This window comes from Xanthomonas sp. SHU 166, from assembly GCF_000364685.1.
GTDB classification, from domain to species: domain Bacteria; phylum Pseudomonadota; class Gammaproteobacteria; order Xanthomonadales; family Xanthomonadaceae; genus Xanthomonas_A; species Xanthomonas_A sontii.
In genome coordinates this window covers 1-8,494 of record NZ_AQOJ01000470.1, presented here as the reverse complement: position 1 = coordinate 8,494, position 8,494 = coordinate 1, and the positions used below count along the sequence as shown (strand labels likewise).

The 8,494-nt window shown below is 70.7% G+C and carries 7 protein-coding genes; 5 read left to right on the top strand and 2 right to left on the bottom strand.

The features are described 5' to 3' along the window. On the bottom strand, positions 1-2,949 hold a 2,949-nt coding region (locus tag D180_RS12440; RefSeq protein WP_017913050.1), incomplete at its 3' end, for an indolepyruvate ferredoxin oxidoreductase family protein. A gap of 190 nt (positions 2,950-3,139) precedes the next feature. On the opposite strand from D180_RS12440, the gene D180_RS12435 reads away from it, so the two are divergent. Beyond that, the gene (locus D180_RS12435; protein ID WP_017913049.1) at positions 3,140-3,751 is read left to right on the top strand and encodes a tetratricopeptide repeat protein; all 612 of its coding nucleotides are present in this window, start codon (positions 3,140-3,142) and stop codon (positions 3,749-3,751) included. A gap of 224 nt (positions 3,752-3,975) precedes the next feature. Then, a complete protein-coding gene (locus tag D180_RS12430; protein ID WP_017913048.1) occupies positions 3,976-4,890 on the top strand; it encodes an AEC family transporter in 915 nt (304 codons plus the stop codon). A 217-nt stretch (positions 4,891-5,107) separates the two neighbouring features. Here the strand turns inward: D180_RS12430 and D180_RS12425 are convergent, their stop codons facing one another. Further along, complete coding sequence (locus tag D180_RS12425; protein ID WP_017913047.1) at positions 5,108-6,601, bottom strand: AAA family ATPase; 1,494 nt, start codon at positions 6,599-6,601, stop codon at positions 5,108-5,110. A 127-nt stretch (positions 6,602-6,728) separates the two neighbouring features. On the opposite strand from D180_RS12425, the gene D180_RS12420 reads away from it, so the two are divergent. From D180_RS12420 to D180_RS12410, 3 genes are read left to right on the top strand one after another with little or no spacing between them, the layout of a single operon-like run. Beyond that, positions 6,729-7,361 carry a ParA family protein gene (locus tag D180_RS12420; protein WP_017913046.1) on the top strand — a complete coding sequence of 211 codons (633 nt, stop codon included), beginning with the start codon at positions 6,729-6,731 and terminating at the stop codon, positions 7,359-7,361. 15 nt (positions 7,362-7,376) lie between these two features. Further along, on the top strand, positions 7,377-7,853 hold the full coding sequence (locus D180_RS12415) for a histidine phosphatase family protein (RefSeq protein WP_010340932.1): 477 nt from the start codon (positions 7,377-7,379) through the stop codon (positions 7,851-7,853). A 56-nt stretch (positions 7,854-7,909) separates the two neighbouring features. Further along, positions 7,910-8,464 carry a YceI family protein gene (locus D180_RS12410; protein ID WP_232760474.1) on the top strand — a complete coding sequence of 185 codons (555 nt, stop codon included), beginning with the start codon at positions 7,910-7,912 and terminating at the stop codon, positions 8,462-8,464. Positions 8,465-8,494 lie beyond the last annotated feature (30 nt).

The following is an 8,494-nucleotide window of genomic DNA, read 5'->3' as shown; positions in this document are numbered from 1 at the left end:
GCCGGCCTCGTGGCCTTCCCACTCGCCGGGCGGCAGCTGCTGCAGCCCCGGCGCCTGGCGTTCGCGTTCGTCCGCGGCCGGATCGGCGAGACCCGCCGCGCGCCGTACGGCCGGCAGGTCCAGCGCCGCCAGGCGGCCCCAGGCGAACGCCTGCTGGTTCATCGCCACCGCTGCGCCGTTGAGTTCGATCGCGCTCATCAGCGCCGCGTGCGACAAGGGCACAAGGCCCTGCTGCCAGGCGTAGCCGAGCATGAACAGGTTGCTGGCAATGGCGTCGCCGAGCAGCGCGGTGGCCAGCTGTGTGGCGTCGAGCAACAGCGGATCGCGCCCGCCCAGCGCCAGGCGCACGCCGGCAATGATCTCGGCGGCCGGGAACTGCATGTCCGGGTGCGTGGTGAAGGTGCCCGGCATCGCCTCGTAGCTGTTCAGCACCACCTGCGAGCGATCGCCGCGCACCTTGGACAGCGCCCAGTAGTCGTTGACCACCACCATGTCGCACCCCAGCACCAGGTCGGCCTCGCCGGCGGCGATGCGCACCGCGTGCAGGTCTTCGGGCTGGCGCGCAATGCGGATATGCGTGGTGACCGCGCCGCCCTTCTGTGCCAGGCCGGTCTGGTCGAGCACGCTGGCACCCTTGCCCTCCAGGTGCCCGGCCATGCCCAGCAGCGCGCCGATGGTGACCACGCCGGTGCCGCCGACGCCGGTGATGAGGATGTTCCAGGGCTGGCTCAGGTCGCTGCGGAAGCTTGGTGTCGGCAATTGCTCCAGCAGCGCCGCAGCGTCGGCCTTGCGGCCCTTGCGCGGCTGCCCACCGTGCACGGTGACGAAGCTGGGGCAGAACCCGGACACGCAGGAGTAGTCCTTGTTGCAGCTGGACTGATCGATCTGGCGCTTGCGCCCGTACTCGGTCTCCTTCGGCAGCACCGACACGCAGAAGCTCTTCTCGCCGCAATCGCCGCAGCCTTCGCAGACCAGCGAGTTGACCAGCACGCGCTTGGGCGGATCGGGCAGCTTGCCGCGCTTGCGCCGGCGCCGCTTCTCGGTGGCGCAGGTCTGGTCGTAGATCAGCACGCTGGTGCCCTTGACCTCGCGCAGCCGCCGCTGCACCGCGTCCAGCTCGCTGCGGTCGTGGAAGTCCACCTCGCTGGGGAACAGCTCGCGGCGTCGCGTCCACTTGCCGATGTCGTCGCTGACCAGGGCGATGGTGTGCACGCCCTCGGCGCGCATCTGCCGGGCGATGTCGGGCACGCTGAGGGTGCCGTCCACCGGCTGCCCGCCGGTCATCGCCACCGCGTCGTTGTAGAGGATCTTGTAGGTGATGTTGACGCCGGCGGCGATCGACTGGCGGATCGCCAGCGAGCCGCTGTGGAAATAGGTGCCGTCGCCCAGGTTCTGGAACACGTGCGGGGTGTCGGTGAACGGCGCCTGCCCGGCCCAGGTGACGCCTTCGCCGCCCATGTGCGTGAAGGTGTCGGTGGCGCGGTCCATCCACGTCACCATGTAGTGGCAGCCGATGCCGCCGAGCGCGCGCGAGCCCTCCGGCACCACCGTGGAGGTGTTGTGCGGGCAGCCCGAGCAATAGTGCGGCACGCGCGGGAAGTTGGCGCGCGGCAGCGCCATCTCGGCTTCCTTGGCTTCCATCCAGCGCAGCCGCTGTTCGATCGAGTCGGTGTTCACCGCGGCCGACTGCGGCAGGCGCAGGATGCGCCGGCCGATCACCCCGGCGATGGTGGCCGGGGTCAGTTCGCCGGTGGACGGCAGGATCCATTCGCCGGCCTCGTCGTACTTGCCGACGATGCTCGGGCGCGGGCCGGCGCTGGCCGGCCAGTTGTAGAACTGTTCCTTCATCTGCCGCTCGATGAAGGCTTTCTTCTCCTCCACCACGACGATGTCCTGCAGCCCGCGCGCGAACGCGGCGATGCCCAGCGGCTCCAGCGGCCAGGTCATGCCGACCTTGTACACGCGGATGCCGATGCGCGCGCAGGCGTCCGCGTCCAGGCCCAGGTATTCCAGCGCCTGCAGCACGTCCAGGTAGCTCTTGCCGGTGGTGACGATGCCCAGCCGCGCCTGCGGCGCATCCATCACCGTGCGGTCGATGCCGTTGGCGCGGGCGAAGGCCTGCGCCGCGCGCACCGCGTAGCGATGCAGGCGCATTTCCTGGTCCAGCGGCGGATCCGGCCAGCGGATGTTGAGGCCGCCCGGCGGCAGCTCGAAATCCTCCGGCAGCACGATCTGCCGCGCGAACGGATCCACCTGCACCGAGGCCGAGGATTCCACCGTCTCGGCGATGGTCTTGAAGCCGATCCAGCGCCCCGTGTAGCGGCTCATCGCCCAGCCGAGCAGGCCCATGTCGAGGATGTCCTGCACCCCGGCCGGATTGAGCACCGGCATCATCGCGCTGACGAACTCGTCTTCCGAGCCGTGCGGCAGGGTCGAGCTGCGGCACGCGTGGTCGTCGGCGGCCAGCGCCAGCACGCCGCCATGGCGCGAGGTGCCGGCGGCGTTGCCGTGCTTGAACACGTCGCCGCAGCGGTCCACGCCCGGGCCCTTGCCGTACCACATGGCATACACGCCATCCACGCGCGCGCCGGGGAACAGGTTGGTCTGCTGCGTGCCCCAGACCATGGTCGCGCCCAGGTCCTCGTTGAGTCCGGGCTTGAACACCACGTTGGCCGCGTCCAGATGCTTGCGCGCGCGCCACAGTTCCAGGTCGAAACCGCCCAGCGGGCTGCCGCGGTAACCGCTGACGAAGCCGCCGGTGTTCAGCCCGGCGGCGCGGTCGCGCAGTTGCTGCATCAATGGCAACCGCACCAGCGCCTGCACCCCGGACAGATAGATGCGGCCATCGGTGCGGGTGTACTTGTCTTCCAGCGTATAGCGGGTGTCCACGCCGTCGGCGGCCGCTGCGGCGAGGGAGGACGACGGACGCGGATCGACGATGCGGTTCATGGCTTGCCCGGAAATGGAAGGCTGGCGGGCGCGCAGCGCCTGCCGCGCGCGATCGCCCCGATTGTATCAGCGGCGATTTTTGCGCCCGTTCTCGTCCACGCCGGCCGTGGCGGGGTAGGATGGGACCCGGGTGAGGGGATCACTCCAGGGGATTGCAGCAGTGAAGGCATACACATACGCAGTGGCCGCGATGCTGGCCTGCATCGGCCTGGCCACCGCGGCCAGCGTGCGGGCGCAGGCATTGCCGGCACCGAAAGAGTTCTACTTCGACGAAGACCGCGGCACCACCCGTCCGGTCACCGCCATCGCCGGCAGCGGCGAGGCCCTGGTGGACCGTCTGGCCAGTACCGTGCAGCGCGATCCCAATGCCAACGAGGCGCGCGCCCAGCTGGCCGGCATCGCCATGGCCGGCGGCCGCCAGGAACTGGGCGAACAGCTGTACCAGGCCGCGTTGCATGCGCTGCCCGCCGGCGTGCAGCGGCGCCAGGTGCAGTGGAACTATGGCTGGGACCTGCTGCGCGCGGGTGATCCGGCGCGCGCGCTGGCGCAGTGGAGCGCACTGGTCAACGGCCGCCCGGCGGCGCCGGACTGGCTGCCGCCGACCCTGGCGCTGGCGTTGTGGCGCCTGCAGCGCAAGGACGAGGCAGTGAAGTGGTACGCCGCGGCGGCACGCACCTGGCCGGACAAGTGGGGCGCCACTGCCGATTTCGCGGCGTTGCTGCCGGCCTGGCGCGACGACGAGCGCGCGACCCTGGCCGAAGTGCAGGCCGCCTGGAAGGCCGCGCCGCCGGCCTGGCCCTGAGGCACGCGGGTCCAGGAAACACGACGCGGCCTGCGTGGGTGGCCGGCGCAATCCAGGGTGCGGGTCATGGTCGGTCGCACAGCGCACTGTGTCGTCGCGCCTGCGCGGAGCGCCGGCCCGCGCTGGGCGCAGGCCAGGTGCGGCTTCGGTCGCCGACGCCTCGACGGCCTGCGTGCACATGCCATGCGATGATGCCGCGTACCCGCTGATTTCGTGCTGTGCCGATGGCTTTCGATGCGTTCGCCCTGATGTTGGTCATGCTGGCGCTCGGCAAGCTGTTCGCGCGTCAGCGCGTCCTGCCGGCCAACACCACCGAGGTGCTCAACGGGGTGGTGCTGTACCTGTGCCTGCCGGCCTCGGTGCTGATCTACGTGCCGCGCCTGCAGTTCAATCTGGAACTGCTCGGATTGATGCTGACGCCGTGGCTGCTGACCGGCGTGAGCGCGCTGGCGATGCTGGGCTTGCGCCGGCCGTTGCGGCTGCGCCGGGATCAGCAGGCGGTGCTGCTGCTGTGCGTGGCGCTGGGCAATTCCAGCTTCATCGGCTACCCGATGGTGCGCGCGCTGCTCGGCGAGGCGGCCTTGCCGTATGCGGTGGTCTACGACCAGTTCGGCACCTTCGTGCTGCTGTCCAGCTTCGGCCTGTACGTGCTGGCGCGCTACAGCGGCGAGGCGCCGCCGTCGCCGCGGCAGACGCTGTTGCGCATGGCGCGGTTCCCGCCGCTGTGGGCGCTGCTGTTCGCACTGACCCTGATGCCGGCGCAGCCGCCGGCGTGGATCGCCTCCGGCCTGCAGCACCTGGCCGACGCGATGCTGCCGCTGGTGATGCTGGCGGTGGGATTCTCGATCCAGTTGCGCTTGCCGCGCGAAGAATTGGCGCCGTTGGCCGCCGGCCTGGTGCTGAAGCTGCTGGCGCTGCCGGCCCTGGCCTGGCCGCTGTCGTGGGCGCTGGGCCTGCGCGGGCAGGCGCTGCAGGCCAACGTACTGGAATCGGCGATGCCGACCATGATCACCGCCGCGCTGCTGGCGATCTCGCATCGCCTGGCCCCGCGCCTGGCCGCGGCCCTGGTCGGCTACGGGATTCTGCTGTCGCTGGTCACCTTGCCGGCGTGGGCGTGGTTGTTGGGGGCGTTGCGTTGAGCCTGCGCCGTGGGCGGTGCCTGGATTGGCGGGTGTGGGATGGTGCGCGCGTCGTACCCTCATCCGCCCCTGCGGGGCACCTTCCCCCCAAAAGGGGGCCATGGTCCCGGAGGGAGAAGGAATTTAGAAGCCCCTCTCCCCCGGGAGAGGGGTTGGGGTGAGGGTCGGGGCGCAGCCTCGCACAGCGGCATCCCCTGATCTCAGCAACCGCCCGCCGCTAATCCGCCGGCACCGTCCGCCCGCTGGCCCAGCTGCGCAGCGCCTGCACCTGTTCGGCCATCAGCACCGACAGCGGTCGGGTAGTGCGGATCTCCTGCATCAGCAGCTCGGTGTCCAGCGGCCGCTGTTCGGCGTGCGCGGCATACAGCCCGGAGACGATCGCCTGCTCGATCTCGGCACCGGAGAACCCGTCGGCGGCGGCAGCCAAGGCCGGCAGCGCGAACGCGTCCGCATGCAGCTGCCGCCGCGTCAGGTGCAGGCGCAACAGCTCCACGCGCGTCTGCGGGTCGGGCAGGTCGACGAAGAAGATCTCGTCGAAGCGGCCCTTGCGCAGCAGTTCCGCCGGCAGCTCGTGCACCTGGTTGGCGGTGGCGACGATGAACACCGCGGCGGTGCCGTCGGCGCTGCCGCGTTCGGCCATCCAGGTCAGCAGCGTGCCGAGCACGCGCCGCGATACGCCGCCGTCCTCGCCGCCGCTGGCCAGGCCCTTCTCGATCTCGTCCATCCACAGCACGCACGGCGCCAGTTGCTCGACCGCGGCCAGCGCATCGCGCAGGTTCTTCTCGGTCTCGCCGTGGTACTTGGCGTACAGCGCGCCCATGTCCAGGCGCAGCAGCGGCACGCCGAACCCCGCCGCGGTGGCCTTGGCCAGCATCGACTTGCCGCAGCCCTGCACGCCGAGCAGCAGCACGCCCTTGGGCGGGTCCAGCCCCGGTGGCGCGGTGCCGGCGAACACCGCGCGGCGCTGTGCGATCCATTGCTTGAGCCGGCGCGCACCGGCCACGTCCTCGAAGCGCGTGGCATCGTTGTCGTACTGCAGGTGGCCGCTGCGGTTGAGCAGTTCGAACTTGAGCTTGGCCAGTTGCGGCAGATCGGATGCGGTGAGCGCGCCGTCGGCGTAGATCAGTTGCCGGGCGATGCGCCGCGCGTCGATCAGGCTGAGCCCGCGCAGATTGCGCAGGATCTGCTTGACCGCCTCGCCGTCGACCTCGACCCGGCGTCCGCCGAACTCGCGCGCGTAGCCCAGCGCTTCCTCCTGCACCATCTTCAGCAGCGCGTTGGCATCGGGCAGGCGCGGATTGAAGCGGGTCGCCAGCGCTTCCAGCTCGGCCGGCAGCTCGATCCGCGTGCCGATCAGCACCAGCACGTGCGGCTGGCAGTGGCGGCGCTCGACGATGTCGCGCAGCAGGCGCTGGTGGCTGGCGTAGCCCAGGTACGGGGTGACGTCGAGCAGCAGGTAGATGCCGCGCTGATCGGCCTGCTTGATCGCCTGCAGCACCGCGCTGGCGTCCGGCGGCCCGCTCGGCGGGTCCTCGCGGTCCAGGTCGATGCGGCGCAGGCCCTCGGTGATCGACCAGCGGTGCAGGGCGCGCCAGACCTGCATCAAGGCCTGCCGGAACAGGTCGACGATGCGCGCCTCCTCCTGCGTCTCGATCACGATCAGGGGCGTGTTGGCGCGGATCAGCGCGACCAGGTCCTGCAGCTCGCTCATGGCATCGGAAGGCGAAGGGGGCCGCCACGATAGCAAGCCCGGCGGCTGGCGGCGTGCTGCGCGTTGACTACCGGCTGACGTAGGGCCGGTGTACGCTCCGGCTTCTTCCCCCGGAAGCGAGGCGTGCATGAAGACGATCCTGGTGGCCGGCTCCAAGGGCGGCGTGGGCAAGACCACGGTCGCCACGCACCTGGCGGCGTCCTACGCGCTGGCAGGCAAGCGCACGGTGCTGGCCGATGCCGATCCGCAGGGCTCCTCGACCCGCTGGGCCGAACGCCGTGCCGGCCTGGACAGCGCGGTGCTGCCGATCGACGCCAGCCGCAAGCGCAGCTGGCGCGCGGCGCTGCCCGACGACGCGCAGCGGGTGATCGTCGACGCCGCCGCCGGCGCCATGGCCGAGGACCTGACCCACTTCCTCGACGAGGCCGACGCAGTGGTGGTGCCGGTGATGCCCTCGGCGCTGGACATCGAGGCCACCGTCGGCTTCCTCAACACCCTGGCCAAGGTGCCGCGGGTGCACCAGCGCAAGCTGCCGGTCGGGCTGGTGCTCAACCGCAGCAAACCCTGGACCAATGCCACCCAGCAGGCGCTGCAGATGCTCGCCGAATGGCCCTACCCGGTGGTGGCGCAACTGCGCGACAGCCAGGCCTACGTGGTGCTGGTGGGGCTGGGCCGCAGCCTGTTCGATTACCACTCCGTCCAGGTCCGCGACCACCAGCAGGACTGGGAACCGTTGCTCAAGTGGCTCAAGAAGGCCTGACCGATGACCATCGTTTTGCGAGAAGTGATCCTGCTGCGCCATGCCCACGCCGAACCGGCCGACACCGGCCAGGCCGATTTCGACCGGCCGCTGTCGCCGCACGGCCTGGCCGAGGCCGAAGCCGCCGGGCGCTGGCTGCTGGAACAGCGGCTGGTGCCGGACCGGGTGCTGTGTTCGCCGGCGCGGCGCGCGCGCGAAACCCTGGAGGCGGTGCTGGAGCTGACCGGCTACGTCGAGCAGCGCCTGGAGCCGCGCATCTACGAGGCGACCTCGGGCACCCTGGCCGATCTGCTGGACGGCCATCGCGATGTCGAGCGGCTGTTGCTGGTCGGCCACAACCCGGGCCTGGAGCGGCTGGCGGCGCTGATGCACAGCGGCCAGTCCGGCGACTACCGCGGCATGCCCACCGCCAGCGTCGCCGTGCTCGGGGTCCCGCACGACGCGGCGATCGAGCCGGGCGTGGCGCGCTTGACCGCGTTCTGGTGGCCCTGAGCCCGCTGCGCAGGTTCCTGCGGCCGGCGCTCTGCGCCGCGCTGCTGCCGTTGTGTCTGTGGTGCGCCGTCGGCCACGCGCAGGTGACGCCGGCCTTGCTGGCGCCCGGCGAATACGCCCTGGACCCGGCGCAGTCGCGCTTCGGGTTCGAGATCCGCACCCGCTTCGGCCAGCGCATCGAAGGCTTCTTCCCGCGCTACGAGGGCACCGTGCACGTGCTGCCCGACGGCCGCCATCAGGTGCACCTGCGCCTGTTCACCGCCTACGTGGAAATCCCCGGCAAGCCGCGCTACACCGGCTGGATGCGCGGCGAGGATTTCTTCGACGCGCCGCGCTACCCCACCGTGTCCTTCGACTCGCAGCCGTTCTCGCCGCAGGTGCTGGGCAAGGGCGGGCCGATCCCCGGCATCCTGAGCATCCGCGGGATCAGCCACGCCGAGACGCTGACCGTCATGCCGGCCGCATGCACCCGCGCAGGCTATGATTGCGACGTCATCAGCCGCGGTACGGTATTGCGTGGACGTTACGGAATGGACAAGTGGGATCTGGCCTTGAGCGACCGGGTCACCTTCGTGCTGCGCGCACGCCTGACCGAGGCGGCCACTCGGTGATATCGAAATTGATGCGGGTGCTGGTGGTGG